The organism is Hydrogenophaga sp., assembly GCF_048549895.1.
GTDB lineage: Bacteria > Pseudomonadota > Gammaproteobacteria > Burkholderiales > Burkholderiaceae_C > Hydrogenophaga.
In genome coordinates, this window is sequence record NZ_JBLYYB010000179.1 from 1 (window position 1) to 19,710 (window position 19,710).

The 19,710-nt window shown below is 66.8% G+C and carries 21 protein-coding genes, 1 tRNA gene and 1 pseudogene; 4 read left to right on the forward strand and 19 right to left on the reverse strand.

Annotation, left to right across the window (positions count from 1 at the left end; genetic code table 11):
• From ACN4F8_RS17120 to ACN4F8_RS17130, 3 genes and pseudogenes are all read right to left on the reverse strand, one after another.
• Nucleotides 1–1,109: pseudogene (locus tag ACN4F8_RS17120) on the reverse strand (hypothetical protein); the annotation flags it as partial.
• The gene (locus tag ACN4F8_RS17125) at nt 1,063–1,665 is read right to left on the reverse strand and encodes a hypothetical protein (RefSeq protein ID WP_419474671.1); all 603 of its coding nucleotides are present in this window, start codon (nt 1,663–1,665) and stop codon (nt 1,063–1,065) included. The gene ACN4F8_RS17125 and the pseudogene ACN4F8_RS17120, both read right to left, overlap by 47 nt.
• A 552-nt stretch (nt 1,666–2,217) precedes the next feature.
• Nucleotides 2,218–2,967, reverse strand: coding sequence for an SDR family oxidoreductase (locus ACN4F8_RS17130; RefSeq protein WP_419474672.1), 750 nt, complete (start codon nt 2,965–2,967; stop codon nt 2,218–2,220).
• A gap of 181 nt (nt 2,968–3,148) precedes the next feature.
• Here ACN4F8_RS17130 and ACN4F8_RS17135 point away from each other — a divergent pair, with 181 nt between their 5' ends.
• The gene (locus tag ACN4F8_RS17135) at nt 3,149–4,024 is read left to right on the forward strand and encodes a LysR family transcriptional regulator (protein WP_419474673.1); all 876 of its coding nucleotides are present in this window, start codon (nt 3,149–3,151) and stop codon (nt 4,022–4,024) included.
• 79 nt (nt 4,025–4,103) lie between these two features.
• Nucleotides 4,104–4,919, forward strand: coding sequence for an HpcH/HpaI aldolase/citrate lyase family protein (locus ACN4F8_RS17140; protein WP_419474674.1), 816 nt, complete (start codon nt 4,104–4,106; stop codon nt 4,917–4,919).
• Between the two features lie 13 nt (nt 4,920–4,932).
• On the opposite strand, the gene ACN4F8_RS17145 is transcribed toward ACN4F8_RS17140, so the two are convergent.
• From ACN4F8_RS17145 to ACN4F8_RS17200, 12 genes are all read right to left on the reverse strand, one after another.
• Entirely contained in the window at nt 4,933–5,538 is a 606-nt protein-coding gene (locus tag ACN4F8_RS17145; protein ID WP_419474675.1) for a glutathione S-transferase N-terminal domain-containing protein, read from the reverse strand.
• A 23-nt stretch (nt 5,539–5,561) separates the two neighbouring features.
• Nucleotides 5,562–5,978: an ester cyclase gene (locus ACN4F8_RS17150; RefSeq protein ID WP_419474676.1), complete on the reverse strand. Its 417-nt coding sequence runs from the start codon at nt 5,976–5,978 to the stop codon at nt 5,562–5,564.
• A gap of 32 nt (nt 5,979–6,010) precedes the next feature.
• Nucleotides 6,011–6,949, reverse strand: a complete 939-nt coding sequence (locus tag ACN4F8_RS17155; RefSeq protein WP_419474677.1) for a glutathione S-transferase family protein — start codon at nt 6,947–6,949, stop codon at nt 6,011–6,013.
• Between the two features lie 31 nt (nt 6,950–6,980).
• The gene (locus tag ACN4F8_RS17160) at nt 6,981–7,739 is read right to left on the reverse strand and encodes an SDR family NAD(P)-dependent oxidoreductase (protein WP_419474678.1); all 759 of its coding nucleotides are present in this window, start codon (nt 7,737–7,739) and stop codon (nt 6,981–6,983) included.
• Nucleotides 7,740–7,767: 28 nt separating this feature from the next.
• Nucleotides 7,768–8,199, reverse strand: coding sequence for a FixH family protein (locus ACN4F8_RS17165; protein WP_419474679.1), 432 nt, complete (start codon nt 8,197–8,199; stop codon nt 7,768–7,770).
• Nucleotides 8,196–9,095, reverse strand: coding sequence for a branched-chain amino acid ABC transporter permease (locus ACN4F8_RS17170; RefSeq protein ID WP_419474680.1), 900 nt, complete (start codon nt 9,093–9,095; stop codon nt 8,196–8,198). Before ACN4F8_RS17170 ends, ACN4F8_RS17165 begins: the two co-directional genes overlap by 4 nt.
• Nucleotides 9,085–10,023, reverse strand: a complete 939-nt coding sequence (locus tag ACN4F8_RS17175; protein WP_419474681.1) for a branched-chain amino acid ABC transporter permease — start codon at nt 10,021–10,023, stop codon at nt 9,085–9,087. The genes ACN4F8_RS17170 and ACN4F8_RS17175 overlap by 11 nt, the downstream gene beginning before the upstream one ends.
• An 18-nt stretch (nt 10,024–10,041) precedes the next feature.
• The gene (locus ACN4F8_RS17180; protein ID WP_419474682.1) at nt 10,042–10,758 is read right to left on the reverse strand and encodes an ABC transporter ATP-binding protein; all 717 of its coding nucleotides are present in this window, start codon (nt 10,756–10,758) and stop codon (nt 10,042–10,044) included.
• A 13-nt stretch (nt 10,759–10,771) separates the two neighbouring features.
• Nucleotides 10,772–11,533, reverse strand: coding sequence for an ABC transporter ATP-binding protein (locus ACN4F8_RS17185; RefSeq protein ID WP_419474683.1), 762 nt, complete (start codon nt 11,531–11,533; stop codon nt 10,772–10,774).
• On the reverse strand, nt 11,526–12,461 hold the full coding sequence (locus ACN4F8_RS17190; RefSeq protein ID WP_419474684.1) for a branched-chain amino acid ABC transporter permease: 936 nt from the start codon (nt 12,459–12,461) through the stop codon (nt 11,526–11,528). Before ACN4F8_RS17190 ends, ACN4F8_RS17185 begins: the two co-directional genes overlap by 8 nt.
• 12 nt (nt 12,462–12,473) lie before the next feature.
• Nucleotides 12,474–13,358: a branched-chain amino acid ABC transporter permease gene (locus ACN4F8_RS17195; protein WP_340080384.1), complete on the reverse strand. Its 885-nt coding sequence runs from the start codon at nt 13,356–13,358 to the stop codon at nt 12,474–12,476.
• A gap of 76 nt (nt 13,359–13,434) precedes the next feature.
• On the reverse strand, nt 13,435–14,631 hold the full coding sequence (locus tag ACN4F8_RS17200; protein WP_340080383.1) for an ABC transporter substrate-binding protein: 1,197 nt from the start codon (nt 14,629–14,631) through the stop codon (nt 13,435–13,437).
• Between the two features lie 229 nt (nt 14,632–14,860).
• On the opposite strand from ACN4F8_RS17200, the gene ACN4F8_RS17205 reads away from it, so the two are divergent.
• Both ACN4F8_RS17205 and ACN4F8_RS17210 read left to right on the forward strand, forming a co-directional pair.
• Nucleotides 14,861–16,369 carry an aldehyde dehydrogenase family protein gene (locus ACN4F8_RS17205; protein ID WP_340080382.1) on the forward strand — a complete coding sequence of 503 codons (1,509 nt, stop codon included), beginning with the start codon at nt 14,861–14,863 and terminating at the stop codon, nt 16,367–16,369.
• A 14-nt stretch (nt 16,370–16,383) separates the two neighbouring features.
• Nucleotides 16,384–17,547 (forward strand): CaiB/BaiF CoA transferase family protein, encoded by a 1,164-nt coding sequence (locus ACN4F8_RS17210; RefSeq protein WP_419474685.1) that lies wholly within the window; start codon nt 16,384–16,386, stop codon nt 17,545–17,547.
• 114 nt (nt 17,548–17,661) lie between these two features.
• On the opposite strand, the gene ACN4F8_RS17215 is transcribed toward ACN4F8_RS17210, so the two are convergent.
• The 4 genes from ACN4F8_RS17215 to ACN4F8_RS17230 form a co-directional block, all read right to left on the reverse strand.
• Nucleotides 17,662–17,751 (reverse strand) — tRNA-Ser (locus tag ACN4F8_RS17215).
• Between the two features lie 36 nt (nt 17,752–17,787).
• A complete protein-coding gene (locus ACN4F8_RS17220) occupies nt 17,788–18,180 on the reverse strand; it encodes a DUF2237 family protein (RefSeq protein ID WP_419474686.1) in 393 nt (130 codons plus the stop codon).
• A gap of 23 nt (nt 18,181–18,203) precedes the next feature.
• Nucleotides 18,204–19,118: an SPFH domain-containing protein gene (locus ACN4F8_RS17225; RefSeq protein WP_419474687.1), complete on the reverse strand. Its 915-nt coding sequence runs from the start codon at nt 19,116–19,118 to the stop codon at nt 18,204–18,206.
• 67 nt (nt 19,119–19,185) lie between these two features.
• Nucleotides 19,186–19,611, reverse strand: coding sequence for an NfeD family protein (locus ACN4F8_RS17230; protein ID WP_419474688.1), 426 nt, complete (start codon nt 19,609–19,611; stop codon nt 19,186–19,188).
• Nucleotides 19,612–19,710 lie beyond the last annotated feature (99 nt).

A 19,710-nucleotide genomic window follows, 5' to 3' on the forward strand; every position in this document is an offset into this window, starting at 1 on the left:
GGAGGCGTTGGTTTGAGAGAGCGGACGTCGACACCGCGAGGGTTGCGGTGACTTGGGCCCGAGCCTGAGGCGTCGTCGTTGCTCACGTTCTCTCGCCCGGCTGTTCCGTAACGTCTGACGGCTGCCCTGACTGCCTCGACAACACTTTTTGGCTTCGTCACGCGGCGAAGCACCTCAACGCCGGCGAATGCTTTGCGCGCCGCTTCCGCCGTGAACTGATGCTCGTTCTTCGGGTCGGAGATTCCGGCCAGCGTACGAAGCATCTCAGCCGGTACGCCCGTTTCTTGTGCCAAGTGCTCCGCGATGATGGACCCGCCCATGTCGGGCGCATTGTTCATGCGCTCAATCAGCTGGGCATCGGTGACGGAGGCGTCTCGCTGTTCGAGAAACGCGGCGTCCTGGGCGTCTGGCTCGTCGAGCAGCGAGTCGACCACCGCCCCGCGCGTGGCAGGCTCTGCCGCCGCTATTGCTGCGTGCTGTTTTTCGCCGATTGGCTTGAGGCCTTGCTCCTGCAGAAACTGGTCAAGCGGTGTCGGGTCCTCACCGAACCCGTCAGGCTGCTCCTTGCTCTCACGTTCGTCCGCGGCTTCGCGCTCGCGCGCCTGGGCGGCCGTAGAGGGGGTGATGAAGGCACGCAAAGCATCAAGGCTTGTTTTTTGAGTTGTCGGAGCGACAGCGTCGCGCATCATTACTTCAGTGATGCCAACCTCTTCGGGCTCAACGCCGCGTTCTTTGCCCGTCCAGCCTTCTTTTTCGGAGAGCGCGCGCAGCTGTTCTTCGGAGATGGGCTTGAAGCGGTGGAAGGGCGGTGTGTTCATGGCGGGCTCGCAGGCTGGGTGGGCAGCACGGAGAGTGGCGCGCACCAGGTTTATCAAGTTGCCCCTCCCACCGTAGCGGGTGTTCGCCTTGACCGGCGGTGCGTCAACGAAAGGGAGCGTGGGCGCAACTTGGGGATACACGTCGCCAAGCGCCGTCTGCACGCGCAGGAGGTGTTCTTTGCGCAGGGAGAGCCGCTTGACCTCGGCCTCGATGGATGCGAGCTCTCCCGCGACGGCCGCTCGTTCATTGAGCAGCCACTTGAGGTCCGGCGGGGTTCTCTCCCGGCTCACGTTCGGGCTCCTGCACGGCATCGGCCCACGCTCGCAAGGCTGAGAGACTCGTCGGCCCCTTCCAGCGGTACAGCTGGTTCCGTTGCTTTGCACTCGTCTTCGGGAGGCGCTCCACCACACCGTCTCGCTGAACAGCCAACCGCAACACGGCCTTCACGGTGTCCGCGAAGGACTTTCGTTCCGGTGGCGTCAGGAGCTTCAAGTTGAAGTGCGCCGTGGCACGTTTCGCGAGCTCGGCCCCCGAGAGGGGCTGTGGGGCGGCATCTCGGAGCGCAGCCCTGAGAAAGTTCGTCAGCGCACCTCGTGTGCCGTATTTGTCCTTCCACGGCACTACGCGCCCAGCGGAGTCGCAGCGAACGCGGCTGTCTACAAGTGCAATCGAGACATCGAGCGCCTGAAGAGTGTGCAGTTTTTCGACGGCATCCTGTTGCGCTTCCTCTCTGCGGCGAACTGCCCTTGCAAGCAGCTCTTCGCAACGACGAGCTGCTCTGTCGAACGATTCGACCCGTTCTTGGGCCTTGCCAAGTTGCCCGAGAACAGCAGCTCTCTCGTTCAAGAGCCACTTCAGTTCGGGCGGAGTTCGCTGGGGGAATTGGTCGGTTAAGTGGTTCAAGGAGGTGTCGCATCAAGCCAAGATACCTTCGTGAAGCGACCTCTCCTGCCCAGCAAATAAGCAAAACGGCCCTCAAGGGGCCGTTCTCAGGAAGTTTGGGCCATCAGCTTGATAACACCCTTTGGGTCCGGCGTAGCTGCGGGACGGGCACAGGATGTCTGCAGCGCCCGACGCGCCGATGTCCTACACCCGCAGGGTCGGGATGTGGCCATGGTCAAAGGTCTCTTCTGAAACACCCAGGCAGACCCCATGGACAACATCTGCGATGCCCTGAGAGAAAGTCACAAGACGCAGCGCAAGCTCTGTCGACAACTGGTTCGCATCAAGCCCGAAGATCCGCGTCGACCTGGGCCTCAAACCATCGCGACACGCTCTGTCCGAGCATCACGAGATCGACGAGTGTGTCGAATCGCTGGGCAAAACGCACGACGACCCCAAGGCTTCAGTGGCCGTCAGCACCTGAGCTGCCACGGTTTCGACGGGCTCGCGTTGCCATCAGACGGTGCGCCCGCCGTCCACCGGGAACTCGACTCCGGTGATGAAGGCAGCGTCGTCGCTGGCCAGGAACACCGCGGCGTTGGCCACGTCTTCAGGGCGCGACATCCGGCCCAGTGGAATGGTGGCGATGAACCTCTGACGGTTCTCGGGCGTGTCGGGTACGCCCATGAAAGCCTCAAGCAGAGCCGTCTCACCGATCACCGGGCAGATGGCGTTGACACGGATGCGGTCTGGGCCGAGCTCGACCGCCATTGACTTGGACAACAGGTTCACCGCGCCCTTGCTGGCGTTGTACCAGGTGAGGCCAGGCCGGGGCCGGATGCCTGCGGTCGATCCCACATTGAGGATGACGCCGCCTCCTTGCGAGCGCATAACGGGCACCACGGCGTGCGTCATGTGGAAGATCGACTTGACGTTGATCGCGAAGACGCGGTCGAAGGTGGCTTCGTCCACATCAAGCAACGGTTGATTGCGGTGCGTCCAGCCGGCGTTGTTCACCACCACGTCGATCCGGCGGAAACGCTCGCGTGCGCGGTCGATGAGCGCATCCACATCGGATCGCGACGTCACGTCGCAATGCATGGCCATGCTGCGCCCGCCGCACTGCCGGGCGACTTCGCTGGCGCCGGCCTCGTTGAGGTCGGCCAGCACCACATGCGCGCCTTCGCGGGCGAAGGCGCGCGCAATGCCGGCGCCGAACCCGCTGGCTGCTCCGGTGACGATGGCGATCTTGTCCTGCAGTCTCATGGGGTCCTCGCGGTGGGTGATTGGGTGAGGGTTGCAGTGTGAAACCGGGGCATTGCCTGCGCCATTGCCGTTTGGCAAAGGCAGGCTTTCGATCACGGCAGGTTGCGGGTTTTCACCGAGTCCGGGGCGCAACGTTGCCCGGCGACGAGGGCGATACTCGACATCCGTTTGGGAATCCATCATGTTGCCTGACCTTGACTCTCTGGCTCTGTTCGTGCGTGCGGCCGAGCAACGCAACTTGACGCGGGCCGCCGAGGTCAGTTTCATCACCGTGCCGGCGGCCAGCCGTCGGCTGTCTTTGCTGGAGCACCAGTTCAAGGCCCAGCTCTTCGAACGCCATTCGCGCGGACTGGAGCTCACGGCGGCGGGTGAGCGCCTGCTGGTGCTCGCCACCGTGCACCACATGCGCGCCGAGATGACCAACTACGGTTCTGGCCACACGGCTGTGCTGCGCATCCACGGCAACACGTCGGCCATGGCGCAGTTCCTGCCCGCCGACATCGCCAGCTTTCAACCCCTGCGACCCGACATCCGGCTCGTGCTGGAGGAGTGCTGGAGCGCCGACGCCATCCGCAAGCTGCGCAGCGGCGACATCGACCTGGGCGTGGTCGTCGAGGGCGTGGATACCGCCGGCCTCGTGACGCTGCCTTACCGCCAAGACCAGCTGGCGGTGGTCGCTCCGCCTTCGATCCCGTTGCCCGAGCCGGTGTTCTTCAGCGACCTGCTCGAGCACGACATGGTGGGCCTGGAAGGCGGCAGCACCCTCACGCGACTGCTCGAAGCGCGCGCCACCGAACTCATGAAACCCATGGCGCTGCGTGTGCAGGTGCGCAGCTTCGAGGCGGTGTGCCGAGCGGTGGAGGCGGGTCTGGGCATCGGTGTGCTGCCGATGCAGGCTGCGCGCGGCACGGCCCAGTCGATGAACCTGCGGGTGCTGCCGATTGCAGACGCCTGGGCCTCGCGCCGCATGCTGCTGTGCACCGGCACCGTGGCCGACCCCGGCTCGCCACTGGGTGCTTTGCTGGCCCACCTGCAGACCTGCGTGCAGCTCGACTGAGGTCCCGTTCAACACGTGGCAACGCTGGCTTTGCCACCCGGCAATAGCCAGGCGCGCCGTGGGTGCCCATCATGGCGCGATGAGTGCCACCAGCCTTCAAGCCCCCAGTTACCTGTTTCTTCCCGCCACGCGGCTCGACCGGCTGGACAAGGCCTTGTCCAGTGGTGCCGGCGCGGTCATCCTCGATCTCGAAGATGCGGTGGCCGCCGCGCACAGGCCGGCGGCTCGCGATGCGTTGGCAAACGCGGGTGCGCGTCTGGCCGGCGCACCACCCGGCCGGCTGTGGCTGCGCATCAACGCCATGGACACGCCCGACGTCCAGGCCGATCTGGATCTGCTCAAGGCATTGCCCTGGGTGGGCGTTGTCTGCCCCAAGGCGCAACACATCGACGAACTGCGCGCCCTGCCTGCCGGGCGTGATGTGCTGGCGTTGATCGAAAGCGCGCGAGGCCTGGTGCTGGCTCCCCGGCTGGGTGAAGTGCCCTCGGTGGTGGGTGTTGCCTTTGGCAGTATTGACTACGCGCTTGATCTGGGAGGCATCGACCCCGAGGACCATGAAGCGCTGCGACACGCGCGCTCGACCCTGGTGTGGGCCGCGCGCATGGCCAACCTGCCTGCGCCGGTGGACGGTGTGACCACGCGGCTGGACGACGTCGCCGCCCTGCAGGCCGACGCCCGCGAGTCGAGGCGTCTGGGCTTTGGCGCCAAGCTGTGCATACACCCCGACCAGGTGGCGATGGTGAACGCGGTGTTTGCGCCCACCGAAGCCGAGCTGACCTGGGCGCGCCGCGTGGTGGAGCTCGCTGGTGATGGCGCTGCCACACGACTCGACGGCGTGATGATCGACCGCCCGGTGTTGCAGCGCGCGCTGCGCCTGCTGGCCAGCGCGCGTTGACATCGCCGGCGCGTCAGTGCGGGCGCGTGCGTTGAACCGAAGGCCGTTGCGCCAGGGTGCCGGCCAGGGCGCGCAGGGCCGGCATGTCGGGCAACCACGGTGCATTCGTGAAACGGAAGTCGAGGTAGTCCAACGCGTCGATGGCCGCCAGCACGTCCAGCCGCGGCATGCCCGAGGCGCTCAACGCGCCGCTGGATGCCATCGCCTCCAGGCGCTCCATGCCCTCGCGCATCGAGCGGCGTCGCCGCACGCCCACCGGTGTGTCGTCAAAAAGCGTTGGTGCGGTCACCTTGCGGATGATGATGGTGTGCACCGCCGCGTCGATGACACCCAGCGCAACACCAGTTCGGGAGAGCACGGAGGCCGCATCGGCGCCCAGCAGACTGGGAGCGTCAGGACGGGTGGCCTCCAGCCATTGCACGATGAGCAGGCTCTCGGCAAGCGGCGTGCCGTCGTCCAGCACCAGCGTGGGCACGCGGGTGGCGGCGTTGGCTTCTCGCAGGCGCGGGTCGTCGGCCCAGGGGTCGACGATGGTGGGTTCGATCTCGACCCCCTTTTCGATCAGCGCCATGCGCGCCAGGCGAACGTAGGGGGAGGTGGTGTTGGCCAGAAGTTGCATGTGCGGGTCCTCTCGGTTCGGATTCAGGCGGGCAAGGCGCCGAGCTGCTTGAGCATGCCCAGGTTGTCGAGCAACGCCCAGTGCTCGATCAACACGCCGTCGCGGATCTGGAACAGGTCCAGCACGCCGATGTCGATCGAGCGGCCGGTGGCGGCCATGTCGCCGAAGGGCCCTGTGTGCGTGGCCTGCACGCGCAGGCGGACCAGCACCTTCTCGCCCTCGGCCACGAAGTCCTCCAGCGGCAGCTTCATGTCGGGGAACGCGGGCATGAGCGCGTCGTGCAGCTGCGCCACGCCTGCGGGGCCGCGCACCTCGAACGGCAGGCCCGGATCGTGGCGGACAAAGCTCGGGGCGATGTGTTTCTGCATCCAGTCCACATCGCGCTTGAGAAAGGCGGTGAAGTAGTCGCGGCAGAGCTGCTTGTTGGCTTCCAGGTTCATGGTGTGGTCTCGCTGAGGGGTGGTCGGTGGGCTCAGATGGGCATGACGTCAAAGCCCAGGCGGGGGAAATGCAGGTGCAGGTCACCGGCCTGGGGGTCGTGGCGGTGGATCACCACCTCGGCGTCGCTGGCGGCCACCAGGGTGCCCGTCACCGGCACTCGGGCGTTGTCGTCGGGCGTCACCACCACCGATGCGCCGGGCTGCAAGCCGCCCGGGTCGCCATCCGGGCGCAGGTGGGCCACGGCGGCCGGGCGTGCGGCCGCGGCCGCGGCCAGCGCTTCTTCCGGCGTCATGGCGCTGGCGTGGCCGTGGCCGATGGCGGCGATGCTCGCGTACCACGCCTCCAGTCCGTGGAAGCCCACCAGGGCGTCCACCTCGGGTGGGGCGTTCTTGCGCATCAGAAACGTGGTTTGCCAGCACGCCAGGTCGAGCACGCTGGGCGACTGGCCGAACAGGAACGCATGGCCGCGTGCTTTCGCTGCGGTCAGCGCCTGTCTGAGCCAGCCGTAGTGAGCGCGCAGCACCTGCAGGTGGTGCGGCAGGTCGGGCGCCATGGCGGGCTTGCTGATGTCGATGCCCAGGTAGCCTTCCTTGCGGTCCTTGATGAACTCGGGTGGCAGCGCATCACCAATGAAGTGCACCAGCACGCCAATGGTGGGAATCCAGACCGAGCGCTCCCAACCGAACGCCGCGCCCCGGGCCAGGCCCTCGCAGCCACCAGGGTAGATCGACGGCTCGGGCTGCAGGCGCTCCAGTGCGGGCAGGATGGCGTTGGTGTCGCAGTGAATGTCGGCGCCGATCTGCAACACGGGAATGCGGCGGTAGCCACCCGTGAGTGCGGCCAGCAGCGGGCGCGGTGGCAGGGGTGCCACGTCCACCGAGCGCCAGCTCATGCCCTTGAGGCCCAGGGTGGTGCGGACCTTTTCCGAGAAGGGGGAGAGGCCGTAGTGGTGCAGGATGATGTCGCTCACGTGTTGTCTCCTGTGTGTTTCGTCTGTGGTGTCAGTACATGATGTGACCGCCATCGACCACCAGGGTCTGGCCCGACACAAAGCCCGAGAGGTCCGACAGCATGTAGACCGCCGTGCCCACCAGATCGTCGGGCTTCTGCTCGCGCCCGATGGCTCGCGCCTTCAGGAACGACTGCTGCCACTCGATGGGGCGGTTCCTGGTGGCATCGGTGATCACGAAGCCCGGTGCGATGCAGTTCACCCGCACGCCGTGTTTGCCGACCTCCTTGGCCAGGCCCTTGGTCATTGCCAGCACAGCACCTTTGGTGGCCACGTAGTGCAGATAGCCGGGCTGGCCCGCCACGGCCACCACCGAGGCGATGTTGACGATGGCGCCGCTGCCTTGCGCGCGCATGGCCGGCATGACGGCCTTGCAGCAATTCCACACACCGCGCACGTTGACCGCGAAGATGCGTTCCCACTGGGCCGGGTCGATGGCGTCGAAGTCGGTGAGCTTGACCTCGCGGAAGTAGGCCGCGTTGTTGATCAGCCCGTCGATGCGGCCAAAGCGCTGCATGGCCGACGCCGCCATGGCCTGGGTGGATGCGTCGTCGCTCACGTCGGTCCTGGCAGAGATCGCGTGGCCGCCGGCCTGGGCGATCAGGTCCATGGTTTCGTCGGCGGGCCCCATGTCGGCCACCACGATGTTCGCGCCGTGCGCGCTGCAGGCCAGTGCAAACGCCTGGCCAATGCCGGTGGCCGCACCGGTGACGATGACGGTGCGACCGTCGAGCAAAGGTGGGGTGGACACGGGTCGTTCTCCTGGTTGGGTTGCGGGTTCAGTGTTTGTGGGGCTGCGTGTCGGGGCGCGCCGGCAGGGCCGGGCAACGGCCGTCACCGGCGCATTCCTCGGCCCGCAGCACGCGCACCACCCGCTCACGCACCGGAGCGCTGATGTCGACTTCGATGGCCCAGACGCCGCTCATCTCCAGCGCCAGCTGGCCGCGGTACTCGCCGGGCGCACCGGCGGGCTCGGCCTTCACGGGCCGTACCGAATGCGCCATCGGCATCGACGGCATGGTGGCACCCAGCGCGACGCTGGCACCCGACAGCGGCTCGCCCTGCGCCGTGCGCAGCTGCAGGCGGCAGTCGAGCAGCGGACCCAGGCCGTGTGCGTCGCAACGCAGGTCCACTTGCGGGCGGCGCGTCTGCGCAAAGGAGGGTGGGAACAGCACCAGCAGCGCCGTCGCCAGACACAGGGGTTTCATCATGGGTTTCTCCGCAAGGCACGCCACAGGCGGTGCACGGTGACCTCGTCGAGCAGACCCCGTGGCCGAAATCGCAGGAACAGCGCCACCAGCCCGCCGAAGACGACCATACGCCAGCCCGCGAACACCTTGGTGGCCTCCAGCAAGCCGATGTCGAACGCCACGCCCAGCAGAGGCCCCAGCGCAGTGCCCAGGCCGCCGATGAGCGCATAGCCCACCGCGTGCACGCCCAGCATGGGGTCGAACAGCGCGGGCTCGATGTAGGTGGCGCGGTGCGCGTAGAGACCGCCACCCAGCGCGGCCAGCGCACCCGCCAGGCCGATGGCGAAAAGCTGCAGCCGCAACACCGGCAGGCCCTGGCTGGCGGCCAGGGTTTCGTCGTGGCCGACCTGGCGCAAGGCCAACCCCAGGCGGCGCGGGCGCAGCCAGGCGAGCCCCAGCAGCACGGCGGCGAGCATGCCGACACACAGGACCAGAAAGCCGCCGGTGGACACATCGTTCTCCAGCAGCCAGCGGATGTCTCGAAAGCCCTCGGCGCCCTGGGGGCCCACCGGCTGTCCGTCGATCTCGCGCGTGAAATGCCAGCCCATCAGGCCGATGCGCATCATCTCGGCCAGCGCCAGCGTGGCCACTGCGTAATTGAGTCCCGAGAGGCGCAAGGTCGGGAACGCCAGCAACACCGACGACACCGCCCCCACCACCATGCCCAGCAATAGCGCCGGGCCCAGCGGCCATTGCGCCAGGGTGGATGCCAGGCCCGATGCGTAGGCCCCGAGGCCGAAGTAGGCCTGTTGTCCGAACGAGATGCGCCCCACCAGCAGCACCAGGTAGGCCGACAGCGCCAGCAGCGAGAGGATGGCGATGTCGGTCGCCAGTCCGATGGCCTGTTCAAGCGGCATGGGCCACCTTGTTGCGCAGACCAGGCCGTCCCGCCGGCCCCAGCACCAGCACCAGGAACAGCAGCGCGTAGGTGGCGAATTCACGCCCGACCGCGCCGAACAGCGCCTGCGCATGGGCCTCGACGAAACCCAGCAGCCAGCCGCCCCACAGCACGCCGCGCACATGCCCAAGCCCGCCCAGCATGGCCGCCACCAGGCCCTTGGTGAGCATCCACATGCCCAGCATCGGCGTGACCTGACCCTCGGTGGCCAGCACCGCAAACGCCGCCACACCCGACAGCGCGCACGCCACCAGAAAGGCCGTGGCCTGCACGCGCCCCACCTCGATGCCCACCAGCCCGGCCGCCGTGCGCTGCGTGGCGGTGGCGCGCCAGGCCAGGCCGCTGCGTGTGTGCTGCAGCCACAGCGCCAGCGCCAGCGCCAGGCCCACCGCCAGCAGCGCGACGAGCAAGCGGTCGGGCCGGATGTGGAGGCCCAGCCAGGTCCACTCGGTCTGCGAGGCCAGGTTGGGAAAGACGTTGAGGTGGCGCGGCAACAGATTGACGGCCAGTTGCTCCAGTTGCATCCACAGCGCGAAGCTGGACGCCAGGGCCACCACCTCACGACCGTCGAAGCCGCCACCCAGGGGCGTGGCGCTGCCCCGGCCTTCATGCCCGCCGGCGTGGCGCGGCACACTGAAGCACAGGCGTTCGACATACAGACCGATGAGCCCAGCCAGGCCGACCATGCACACGGCAACACCCCAGGCCGGCAGTGCATGGCGGCTGAACAGCCATGCGCCCACATAGGCGGCGAGCATGGCGGTGGCGCCATAGGCCAGGTTGAGCCGGCGCAGCGTGCCGAAGGTCAGCGTGAGACCCAGGCCCACCAGCGCGTAGGCCGATCCGTCGATCCAGCCGTCCAGCGAGCGTTGCAACAGGTCCAGCACCGCAGGCACCGTGGTGGTTCAGGCCGCACGCCGCTGGCCGAGGTAGGCGCGCTGGATGACGTCGTCGCTGCTCATCTCGCCCGGGTTGCCCGAGAAGGTCACCAGCCCCTGTTCCATCAGGTAGAAGTGCTGAGCCACCTTGAGCGCCATGTGGGCGTTCTGCTCCACCAGGAAGATGCTCACGCCCTCGCTGTGCAGCTGGCGGATGATCTGGAAGATTTCGGCCACCACCAGGGGCGCCAGACCCACCGAAGGCTCGTCCATCAGCAGCAGCCGTGGACGCGACATGAGCGCGCGCGCCACCGCCAGCATCTGCTGCTCGCCACCCGAGAGCGTGCCGGCCATCTGCTCAACGCGTTCCTTCAGGCGCGGGAAGCGCACGAACATGCGGTCGATGTCGTCGCGAATGGCGCTGCGGTCGCGGCGGCGGAAGGCGCCCGCCATCAGGTTCTCGCGCACGGTGAGTGCGGGAAACACCAGGCGGTTTTCGGGCACCAGCGCCAGGCCGCGCCCCACGATGTCGGCGCTGGACTTGCCCACCAGCTCCTCGCCGTCAAAACGGATCGATCCGGCCTTGGGCTTGAGGATGCCGGCGACGGTCATCATGAGCGTGGTCTTGCCCGCCCCGTTGGGGCCCAGCAGGCAGGTGACTTGTCCGCCCTGTGCGGTGAGGTTCACGCCCTTGAGCGCCTCGATCTTGCCGTAGGCGGTGGCCAGTCCTTCGATGGTCAGCATGGGTCGGGTTCTCTCAGGTGGGTTCGGTCACGGTGTCATCGGCACCCAGGTAGGCAGCGCGCACAGCCGGGTCCTGCTGCACCTGCGCGGGTGTGCCTTCTGCGATCTTGCGGCCGAAGTTGAGCACCGCCACGCGGTCGCAGACCTCCATGACCAGCTCCATGTGGTGCTCGATCAGCAGCACGGTGTGGCCCCGGTCGCGCAGAGCGCGGATGCGTTGGTCCAGCTCTTCGATCTCCTCGGCGTTCATGCCGGCGGCGGGCTCGTCCAGCAGCAGCAGTTCGGCACCCGAGGCCGCCGCGCGCGCCAGCTCCAGCCGGCGCTGCTCGCCGAAAGCCAGGTTGCCGGCCAGCGTGTCGGCCTTGTCGGCGAGGTTGCTGAAGGCGAGCAGGCGTTGCACCTCTTCACGGGCTGGCTGGCCCGAGGCCAGCCAGCGCGACTTCACGCCTGCCCAGCCGGTCTCGCGCACCACGCGCGCGGCCCACACGTTCTGCCACACCGTGAGGTTGCCGAACAGGCGGATGTTCTGGAACGTGCGCGCGATGCCCAGCGCAGCGCGGGCGTGCACCGGCAGCGGGCCGATGTCCTGCCCCTGAAAGCGCAGCGTGCCGGTGGTGGGCGCATACAGGCCGGCGATCAGGTTGACCGTGGTGCTCTTGCCCGAGCCGTTGGGGCCGATCAAACCCAGGATCTCGCCCTTGCGCACCGTCAGGTCGAGCTGATCCAGCGCCTTCACACCACCGAAGTGGCGGCTGAGTTGCTGCAGCTCAAGCATGGGCTTTCTCCTCGGTGGCGGCTTTGCCGTTGTCGGGTCGGGGCGCACCGCCGCGCAGCAGCCTGCCCAGCGGCGAGGTGAGCATGCCGCTGGGGCGCACCAGCATCATCAGCAGGATCAGTGCACCAAACAGCAAGCTGCGCCAGTCGCCCAGGAAGCGAAGCCCCTCGATCAGGATGCCCTGGATGAACACCACGGCCAGCACCGTCCCCAGCAGGCTGGAGAGCCCTCCCAGGATGGGGTAGGCAATGGCGAAGGTGGCCAGCAGGATGGTGAAGTTGGAATGCTCGATGTGGGTCGTGTAGTGGGAGAAAACGCTGCCGGCCAGGCCGGCGATGGCGCCGCCAATGCCGAAGGCCGACACCTTGGCCGCCGTCAGGTTGATGCCCACGCTCTGCGCGGCGATCTCGTCCTCGCCCACGGCGCGCCACAGCGTGCCCACACGCGAGCGGTCCAGCCAGGCCAGCACCGCCATCACCAGCAGCACCAGGCCCCAGATCAGCAACACCACCTCGGTCGAGCTCCAGCCGTTGCTGGGGAAGTAGCGGATGCCGCCAAAGCCCAGGCTGCCGTCGGGGCCGACCAGACTGCCGTCGGAGCCGGGCACGCGCCAGGTGAGGTTGAAGAAAAACAGCCGCACGATTTCGGCGAAGGCGGTGGTGGCCACCACCAGCATCAGCCCCTTGACGCGCAGCGCCGGAAAGCCCACCGCGATGGCCACGGTCGCAGAGATCAAGGAGGCCGCGGGCAGCGCCAGCCACAGTGGCCAGCCCGCCATCGTGGTCAACATGCCGGCGGCGTACGCGCCGATGGCAAAGAAACCACCTTGGGCCAGCGAAACCTGCCCCGTGTGCAGCACGCACCAGGCCGACAGCCCCAGCAGTGTGTGCACACCGATGACCTGCGCGAGTCCGAGATAAAAATCCATGGGATGTGTCTTTCAGTCGCGGCCAGCTGGCGGTTTGAAGAGTCCGCCCGGTCGGAACACCAGGAAGGCGAACAGCAGCAGCATCACGTAGATGTCACGCTCGCTCACGCCGCGCCAGTACTGGAACAGGTTCTCGAATCCACCCACCAGCAAGCCGGCCACGATGGCGCCCGGGATGCTGCCCAGCCCGCCGATGACCGTCACCACCAGACCCTTGACCGTGAGCGGCAGCGTGAGCAGGGGCGAGAGCACACCGATGGCGGCCCCGGCCATGGCGCCGGCGGTGCCACCGAGCAGCCCGGCGATGACGAAGGTGCCGAGGTTGGTGGTGGTGATGTTCATCCCGCACAGGCGTGCGGCCGTGCCCTGCTGCGAGACGGCTCGCGTGGCCAGCCCCAGGCGGGTGCGCTTGAGCAGCAGCGTCAGGCCGATCATGGCGGTGCAGCCCAGCACAAAGACAAACAGCAGGTCTCCACGCAGCGAGATCGGACCGATGTCGATGTTGGAGCCCACCCACATGGCCGGGTAGTTCTGGGGCATGCCGGCGGTGGCGTGCACGATGGCTTCCTCGATCAGCAGCAACATGCCCACCGTGGACATCAGCGTGGCCAGCGGCTTGTTGAGCGGCAGAAAGTGAAAGCACACGAGGTAGACCACCGCGCCCAGCACACCCCCCACCAGCGCCGCAGCCACGAACACCAGCGCCGGCGGCGCGCTCTGCACGATGAGCAGGCTCAGGTACGCCGCGCCCACGGACGCCGCTGCGTACGACAGGTTGATTTTGTGCATCACGCCAAAGATGAGCGTGAAGCCGATGCCGATCAGCGCGTAGATGGTGCCGAACAGCACGCCGTCAATCACCGACTGGGTCAGGTCCAACAGGTCGAGGTAGGTCATGTGGCGGATGCGGTGGGTGTGCGATGAGGGCGCCCCGTGCGGGGCGCCTTCGACTCGTATCGGGCAGGGCAGCAGGTCAGGGCTTGTGCGCCACTGTCCAGGCGCCGCCCTTGGCCTGCACGAACAGGAATGGCTTGATCGCCTCCCGGTCGGCGGACCGCTCCACCGGGCCGAGCAGCCCTTGTGTCTGCTTCAGGGAGGCCAGGCCCTGGCGCATCTTCTGGCGGTCTGCCGCGACCGTGTCGGGCTTGCCCATGATCTTTTGTTCTTCAATGATCTTCTTGAGCGTGAAGATGTTTTCCCAGGCCGCCGCGTTGTGCAGGTCCATGTTCGACTTCTTCGCCGCCACCGCCTCGGCGGCCGCCTTGGCCTCGGCCGTCACAGGTGCAAAGCTGGTCGGGATGATGATGCCTTCGGCCTGCTGGGCGCAGCCTTGCAGTGTCTCCATGCTCGATGAGCTGGTCAGGCCGATCACGAGTTTGGGCTTGACACCCTGGCGCTGCATTTCCTTGAGCACACCGCAGGTGGTGAACGGATGGGCCGAGATGGCCACCACATCGGGGTTGGCGCGTTTGATCTCGCGCACCTGGGTGCTGAAGGTGGTGTCGGCCAGCAGCCATTCGCTCTGGCCCATGACCTCCAGGCCCACCTTGCCGGCGTTGTCCTTCATCACGTTGAAGGTGGCGTTGCTGTGGGCAAAGTCTTTCTCGACGCCGCCCCAGAAGGTCTTGAGGTCCTTGCGGGTGGCACCCACCCACTCGAACACCGACTTGTACATGGCCGCTTCGCTGGGCACGTTGCGAAACGACCATTCGGAGATCGAGGCCAGGCCGCCCTTGGCGGCCACGTCGGTGTACAGCGGGAACTGGATGCCGGAGTCGCTGGCATCACCCGCCTTCTTCTGCAGAAGGCCGAACACCGGCTCGGCCACGTTGCTGCAGGTCGGACCCACAGCCACGATGGCGTCAGGTTGAGCCGCGATCCGGCGCAACACGTTGATGCCTTCCTCGGCGTTGCAGCGGTCGTCCAGGTAGTCGATCACCAGCTTGGCCTTGGCGCCATCACCCAGGGTCACGCCACCGGCGGCGTTGATCTGGTCGGCTGCGGCCTGCATGGCGGCCTCGCTCTGGATGCCGAAGATGCGGACCACGCCGCTCTTGGCGCCCATGCCGTAAATCTTGATCGTGCGCTCTTGCGCCTGGGCCGGCGCTGACACGGACGCCAGGGCCACGGTGCAGGCCACGGCGGAAAAAATGGCGGTGAAGCGTTGCATGGTTTGTCTCCTGTGTAGTGATGACCTGGACGGTCTTGGGCCAATGCCGCTGCAGTGTCGGGCCGATGGTGGGTGTTCGCCCATTTCGAAGTGGGCAAAGCAGAGTTAAGCCCGACGCAACGGACGTGTTGCGGGCTCGGCAATGCACGCTTCGAACAAAAGCAATTCCGGCCCGTGACGGCGGTTCCCACAATGACCGCATTGCAGAACACCCGACGGAGACCACACCATGACCACCATCGCCACCATCCACGCCGTGCCCGGCCGGCTCAGCTTTGCGCACACCGGAGCCATCGTGGCCCAGACTCACCGCCACTTCATCGACGGCCAGTGGATCGACTCGCTCGATGCGCGCACCGTGCCGACGCTGGCGCCGGCCACTGGCCAGCTCATCGGCAACCTGGCGCGCGGCGGGCAGCGCGAGATGGACCTGGCGGTGGCCGCTGCGCGCGCCGCGCTGGACGGCCCCTGGGGCCGCATGACCCCCACCGAGCGCGGGCGTCTGCTCATGAAGCTGGCCCAGCGCGTGAGCGACGAGGCCGAGCGGCTGTCCTGGGTGGAGGCTCACGACACCGGCAAACCCATCACCGTGGCGCGCAACGATCTTCAGGCCCTGGTGCGCTATTTCGAGTTCTATGGCGGGGCTGCCGACAAGGTGCATGGCCAGACCATCCCGTTTCTCGCCGGCTACGACGTCAAGCTCGTGCGCGAACCGCACGGCGTCACCGGCCACATCATTCCGTGGAACTACCCGGCCCAGATGTTTGGCCGCACACTGGCACCCGCGCTGGCCATGGGCAATGCCACCGTGCTCAAACCTTCCGAGGAAGCGTGCCTGAGCTGTCTTGAGGTGGCGCAGCTGGCGCACGAGGTGGGGTTTCCGCCCGGCAGCATCAACGTCGTCACGGGCATCGGGCCGGAGGCCGGCGCTGCGCTCTCGGGGCACCGCGGCATCGACTTCATCACCTTCACCGGCTCACCCCAGGCGGGTGAACAGGTGCAAGCGGCTGCAGCAAAAAACTACGTGCCGGTGGTGCTGGAGCTGGGCGGCAAATCGCCCCAGGTGGTGTTTGCCGACGCCGATCTGGAGAAGGCCGCCACCACGGTGGTCAAGGCCATCACCCAGAACACCGGCCAGACCTGCTCCGCGGGCAGTCGGGTGCTGGTGGAGCGCGGCATTTTCGACAGCTTCATGGCACAGGTGAACGCCAAGTTTCGGGCGCTTCGCGTCGGTACGCCGGACCAGGACCCCGATCTGGGACCGGTCATCAACGCACGCCAGCGCGAGCGGGTGCTGCGCTATGTGGAAGAGAACGCCAGCGCAGGGGTGCCCGTGATGGTGCAGACGGCGTTGCCCACCACGCTGCCCCAGGGCGGGCAGTTCGTGGCTCCCACGGTGTTTGGCCCGGTGGATCCGTCCTCGCGGCTGGCCCAGGAGGAAGTCTTTGGTCCGGTGCTCGCCGCCATCCCCTTTGATGACGAGGAAGACGCGGTTCGCATTGCCAACGGCACGGAGTACGGCCTGGTGGCCAGCGTGTGGACACGCGACGGTGATCGCCAGGCGCGCATGGCCAAGCGCATCAAGACCGGGCAGATGTTCATCAATTGCTATGGCGCGGGCGGCGGCATCGAGCTGCCTTTCGGCGGCACCAAACGCAGCGGCCATGGGCGCGAGAAGGGCTTCATTGCCCTCGAAGAGATGAGCACCGTCAAGACCGTGGTCCACCACCACGGCTGAACCATGGAGCGCCCATGAGCGGACAAACGACAGCCAAGCCGCTGGACGGCATCCTTGTGGTGGCCCTGGAGCAGGCGGTGGCCGCGCCCTGGTGCACCAGCCGCCTGGGAGACGCCGGCGCCCGGGTCATCAAGGTTGAGCGCCCCGAGGGTGACTTCGCCCGTGGTTACGACCACGCCGTGCACGGCGAATCGTCGTACTTTGTGTGGATCAACCGGGGGAAGGAGTCGATCGCGCTGGACCTCAAGCGCCCCGCAGAGCTTGAGTTGCTCCAGCGAATGCTGGTGCGCGCCGATGTCTTCATCCAGAATCTGGCGCCCGGCGCCACCACGAGGCTGGGCATCGGCTCCGATGCGCTGCGACAGCGCCACCCGCGCCTGATCACGTGCGACATCTCGGGCTATGGAGACCACGGAAGCCTGCAACTGATGAAGGCCTACGACCTGCTCATCCAGGCCGAGAGTGGTCTGGTCTCCATCAGCGGTGCGCCGGGTGAATGGGGGCGCATCGGGGTGTCGCTGTGCGACATCACCGCCGGCATGAACGCGGTCATCGGCATCCAGCAGGCGCTGCTCATGCGCGAACGCACCAGCCGGGGCTCGGGCATCAAGGTATCGCTGTTCGATTCCGCCGCCGAACTCATGGGCGTGCCGCTCCTGCAGGCGCGCCACGGCGGCAAGGCGCCGGAGCGGGTGGGCCTGAAGCACCCCTCGATTGCACCTTACGGCGCGTTCACCTGTGCCGATGGGCGCGACATCCTGGTGTCCATACAGAACGAACGCGAGTGGGTGGATTTTTGCCGCGAGGTGCTGAAGCGCCCGGACCTGCCCGCCGATCCAAGGTTTCGCACCAACGCGGTACGCGTGGCCAACCGCTCGGTCGTCGACGGGACCGTGGCGGAAGTGTTCGCGGGCATGACGTCCGCGCAGGCCATTGATCGGCTGACCACGGCCAAAACCGCCTTTGGCAGTGTCAATTCGGTACAAGACCTGATCACCCACCCGCAACTGCGCATCCGCCGCATGCGCGTCAACGGCCACATGGCGGAAGTGCCCGCGCTTCCCTGGATCACAGAATGGGATGACGAGCGCTACAAGGACGCACCGGCACTGGATGCACACGGGGCTGCCTTGCGTTCCGAATTTGCGCCTGAAGAAACCGCATCGTTCTCCAAATGACGCGGTGACCGGCGCTCACAGGCGCCTGAAAACAAAAATGCCCCGGTTCACTGGGTGAACCGGGGCATTCGGGTGGTCTGTCGAGACGCCTTGGCAGGCGCTGGGACTCATTTTTGGCGGAGAGGGCGGGATTCGAACCCGCGGTGGGTATTAGCCCACACACGCTTTCCAGGCGTGCGACTTAAACCGCTCATCCACCTCTCCGTGAAGCCCGCGATTGTAGCAGCCTCGACACCCGGCTCAGGTGGACGCGCTGCCGTCGGCGGTCTTGTGCCATGCGTGCTGCTGCAAGACCTCCAGCTTCACGTATTGAAGCGTGCTCGCGTGCGTGGCTTCCAGCACCACCGGTGGTGCAACGCCGGCTTGCAAGGCTTCGAGCCAGCGCTGCACGCACAGGCACCAGCGGTCGCCAGCTTTGAGGCCAGCGAACCGCCACTCGGGCCGTGGGGTGCTCAGGTCGTTTCCGTGCGCGCGCGAAAACTCGAGAAACGGCGCTGTGACCCGCGCGCACACCACGTGGGTGCCGTGGTCATCGGGGCCGGTCTCGCAGCAGCCGTCCCGGTAAAAGCCGGTGAGCGGGTCGTAAGAGCAGGGCAGCAGCTCGGTGCCAAGAACGTTGCGGGCGATGGTCATGGTCGTCTCGATCGGGGGAAGGATCACTGGGTCCTGGTGGCGCCAACCATCTTCATGGCGGACGCGATGAGGGCGGACACCTCGGTCATGTTGCTCGGCACGATGAGCGTGGTGGTGGCATCGGCCGCGACCTTGCTGTAGGCGTCCACGGCGCGCTCGGCCACCTTGAGCTGCACGGCCTCCTGGCCACCCGGCTGGCGGATCGCTTCGGCCACCACGCGAATGGCTTCGGCCGTGGCCTCGGCCACCGCCAGGATGGCCGAGGCTTCACCTTGCGCGTTGTTGATCTCGGCCTGCTTCTCGCCTTCGGAGCGGGCGATGAAGGCCTCGCGTTCGCCGGTGGCGATGTTGATCTGCTCCTGGCGACGGCCTTCGGAGGCGGCAATCAGTGCGCGCTTCTCGCGCTCGGCGGTGATCTGCGCCTGCATGGCCAGCAGGATTTCCTTGGGCGGCGTGAGGTCCTTGATCTCGTAACGCAGCACCTTCACACCCCAGTTCAGCGCGGCTTCGTCGATGGCGTGCACCACCTGGGCGTTGATGATGTCGCGCTCCTCGAACGTCTTGTCGAGCTCCAGCTTGCCGATGACCGAACGCAGCGAGGTCTGGGCGAGCTGGGTCACGGCGACGATGTAGTTGGACGAGCCGTAGCTGGCGCGCATCGGGTCGGTGACCTGGAAATACAGGATGCCGTCGACCTGCAGCTGGGTGTTGTCGCGCGTGATGCAGACCTGGCTGGGCACGTCCAGCGGGATCTCTTTGAGGCTGTGTTTGTAGGCCACCTTGTCGATGAAGGGCACGAGGAAGTTCAAGCCTGGCGCCAGCGCCGAGTGGTACTTGCCCAGGCGCTCGACCACCCAGGCGTTTTGCTGCGGCACCACCTTGACGGAACGCGTGATGAAGATGGCTGCGACGATGAGCAGAAGGATGGCGATTTCCATGACGGGCGGTTCTCTGTGAGGGTGAAAAGAAAGGGAAGTGGGCGCAGGCGCAGACAAACGCGTGGTGTCAGACCTTGTCGACCAGCAGGCGGCTGCCCACCAGCTCGGCCACGCGGTAGCTGCCCGGCGTGGGCGGGTTGCCCGGGCGGTGGATCACGGTCCATTGCGCACCCCGGTACTTGACGCTGGCGGTGCCGTCGGGGTTCCATTCGTCGATCTGCAGGACCTCGCCCACGTCAAGGTTGACGCTGCGCAGTGAGCGCACCGAGGGGTCGCCGTCGCGGCGCTTCTTGACGAAGTACCAGGCCACCACCAGCGCCGAGCCCGTGAGGGCTGCAACGATCAGTTGTTCCACCAGCCCCAGGCCGGCGTGGGCGGCCAGTGCGCCTGCGGCCATGCCCACAGCCAGCATGAGCAGGTAAAAGGTGCCGGTGAACAGCTCAAGTGCGACGGTGGAACCCGCCAGCAGCCACCACAATGTTGAATCCGACATGCACGCTCCCGTTGCTTGAATCGATGGGTCTGGCCGGGGTGCCGACCGCTCTGCCGGGGCAGAGGGTGGCGTTTGTCTGACCAACGCCACATTTTGCGG

What these genes read in the sequence shown, in the direction of transcription:
- ACN4F8_RS17130 (WP_419474672.1), bottom strand. Translation starts at nt 2,967, where the DNA reads ATGAGACTGCAGGACAAGATCGCCATCGTCACCGGAGCAGCCAGCGGG.
- ACN4F8_RS17135 (WP_419474673.1), top strand. Translation starts at nt 3,149, where the DNA reads ATGTTGCCTGACCTTGACTCTCTGGCTCTGTTCGTGCGTGCGGCCGAG.
- ACN4F8_RS17140 (WP_419474674.1), top strand. Translation starts at nt 4,104, where the DNA reads ATGAGTGCCACCAGCCTTCAAGCCCCCAGTTACCTGTTTCTTCCCGCC.
- ACN4F8_RS17145 (WP_419474675.1), bottom strand. Translation starts at nt 5,538, where the DNA reads ATGCAACTTCTGGCCAACACCACCTCCCCCTACGTTCGCCTGGCGCGC.
- ACN4F8_RS17150 (WP_419474676.1), bottom strand. Translation starts at nt 5,978, where the DNA reads ATGAACCTGGAAGCCAACAAGCAGCTCTGCCGCGACTACTTCACCGCC.
- ACN4F8_RS17165 (WP_419474679.1), bottom strand. Translation starts at nt 8,199, where the DNA reads ATGATGAAACCCCTGTGTCTGGCGACGGCGCTGCTGGTGCTGTTCCCA.
- ACN4F8_RS17170 (WP_419474680.1), bottom strand. Translation starts at nt 9,095, where the DNA reads ATGCCGCTTGAACAGGCCATCGGACTGGCGACCGACATCGCCATCCTC.
- ACN4F8_RS17180 (WP_419474682.1), bottom strand. Translation starts at nt 10,758, where the DNA reads ATGCTGACCATCGAAGGACTGGCCACCGCCTACGGCAAGATCGAGGCG.
- ACN4F8_RS17185 (WP_419474683.1), bottom strand. Translation starts at nt 11,533, where the DNA reads ATGCTTGAGCTGCAGCAACTCAGCCGCCACTTCGGTGGTGTGAAGGCG.
- ACN4F8_RS17190 (WP_419474684.1), bottom strand. Translation starts at nt 12,461, where the DNA reads ATGGATTTTTATCTCGGACTCGCGCAGGTCATCGGTGTGCACACACTG.
- ACN4F8_RS17195 (WP_340080384.1), bottom strand. Translation starts at nt 13,358, where the DNA reads ATGACCTACCTCGACCTGTTGGACCTGACCCAGTCGGTGATTGACGGC.
- ACN4F8_RS17200 (WP_340080383.1), bottom strand. Translation starts at nt 14,631, where the DNA reads ATGCAACGCTTCACCGCCATTTTTTCCGCCGTGGCCTGCACCGTGGCC.
- ACN4F8_RS17205 (WP_340080382.1), top strand. Translation starts at nt 14,861, where the DNA reads ATGACCACCATCGCCACCATCCACGCCGTGCCCGGCCGGCTCAGCTTT.
- ACN4F8_RS17210 (WP_419474685.1), top strand. Translation starts at nt 16,384, where the DNA reads ATGAGCGGACAAACGACAGCCAAGCCGCTGGACGGCATCCTTGTGGTG.
- ACN4F8_RS17220 (WP_419474686.1), bottom strand. Translation starts at nt 18,180, where the DNA reads ATGACCATCGCCCGCAACGTTCTTGGCACCGAGCTGCTGCCCTGCTCT.
- ACN4F8_RS17225 (WP_419474687.1), bottom strand. Translation starts at nt 19,118, where the DNA reads ATGGAAATCGCCATCCTTCTGCTCATCGTCGCAGCCATCTTCATCACG.
- ACN4F8_RS17230 (WP_419474688.1), bottom strand. Translation starts at nt 19,611, where the DNA reads ATGTCGGATTCAACATTGTGGTGGCTGCTGGCGGGTTCCACCGTCGCA.